This window comes from Actinocorallia libanotica (assembly GCF_039525175.1).
Taxonomy (GTDB): Bacteria; Actinomycetota; Actinomycetes; order Streptosporangiales; family Streptosporangiaceae; genus Actinocorallia; species Actinocorallia libanotica.
Genome location: NZ_BAAAHH010000108.1, coordinates 1 through 980 on the forward strand (window position 1 = coordinate 1; position 980 = coordinate 980).

Annotated in this window: 2 protein-coding genes; both read right to left on the bottom strand. The window is 61.6% G+C overall.

All coding sequences use genetic code 11. From position 1 onward, the window contains the following. A partial coding sequence (locus tag ABD140_RS39865; protein WP_344248265.1) for an IS3 family transposase occupies window positions 1-627 on the bottom strand: 627 nt, incomplete at its 3' end. Continuing rightward, the gene (locus ABD140_RS39870; protein ID WP_344248267.1) at window positions 624-941 is read right to left on the bottom strand and encodes a transposase; all 318 of its coding nucleotides are present in this window, start codon (window positions 939-941) and stop codon (window positions 624-626) included. The genes ABD140_RS39865 and ABD140_RS39870, both read right to left, overlap by 4 nt. Window positions 942-980: the final 39 nt, after the last annotated feature.

The following is a 980-nucleotide window of genomic DNA, read 5'->3' on the forward strand; positions in this document are numbered from 1 at the left end:
ATTGCTGCCGCGATCGGAGTGAAAGATCGCCTGGTCTGCAAGGTCGTGGTTGCGGGCGGCCATGGCGATGGCCTTCTCGATGAGCGGTGTCTTGTAGTTGTCATCCATCGCCCAGCCGATGACGGCCTTGGTGTGGCAGTCGATGACAGTCGCCAGATAGACCCAGCCCTCCCACGTTTCGATGTAAGTGATATCGCCGACCATTTTCAGTCCGGGTGCTTCGGCGGTGAAGTCCCGCTGGACCAGGTCGGGGATCGCGTGTTCCAGGCCGTCGCCTTCGGTCAGGCCGAACCGCCAGGGCCGCGGCTGGCACGGCTCCAGGCCCAGCTCCCGCATGCAGGACCGGACGAGCTCCGGGCCGGCCTCCACGCCTTCGTCGACGAGGTCCGCGTGGATGCGCCGGTACCCGTAGGTCTCATCGGATTCCTTGAAGAAGAACAGCACCCAGGCCTTGATCTCCTCGCGCCTGCGTGCGGTCGCCGATTCCGGCCGTCCTCGCCATTCGTAGAATCCAGAACGGGAGACTTCGAGCCAGGCGCACATCTTGGTGATCGGAAAGGCGTCTTCATTGTTCGCGATGGATGTCGTTGCGTACTCAGCGTCGATGAACTCGAACTTGTCGTTCACCGAGGATCCGCGGCGAAGTACGCGGCAACTTTTTCCAGGAAGGCGACTTTCTGCTTCAGCTCCCGAAGCTCACGCTCCGTTTCGCGGAGCCGCACACGCTCGCTGGTCGAGAGCGGCGGGTCGTCCCCGGCATGCTCACGCCGGTAGGCGCCCACCCAATTGGTGAGAGTTCCCGCATTGATTCCGAGTTCCCTGGCCACCTGTGCGATCGGGCGCGAGGTCTCGATCACCAACTTCACGGCTTCTTCCCGGAACTCAGGAGAATAGTTCTTCTTCGATCGAGCCAAAATTAAACACCTTCCGGACAATCCCATTGTAGTGGGACCACTGTCCGGAACCTTCGGGGCGCTTCA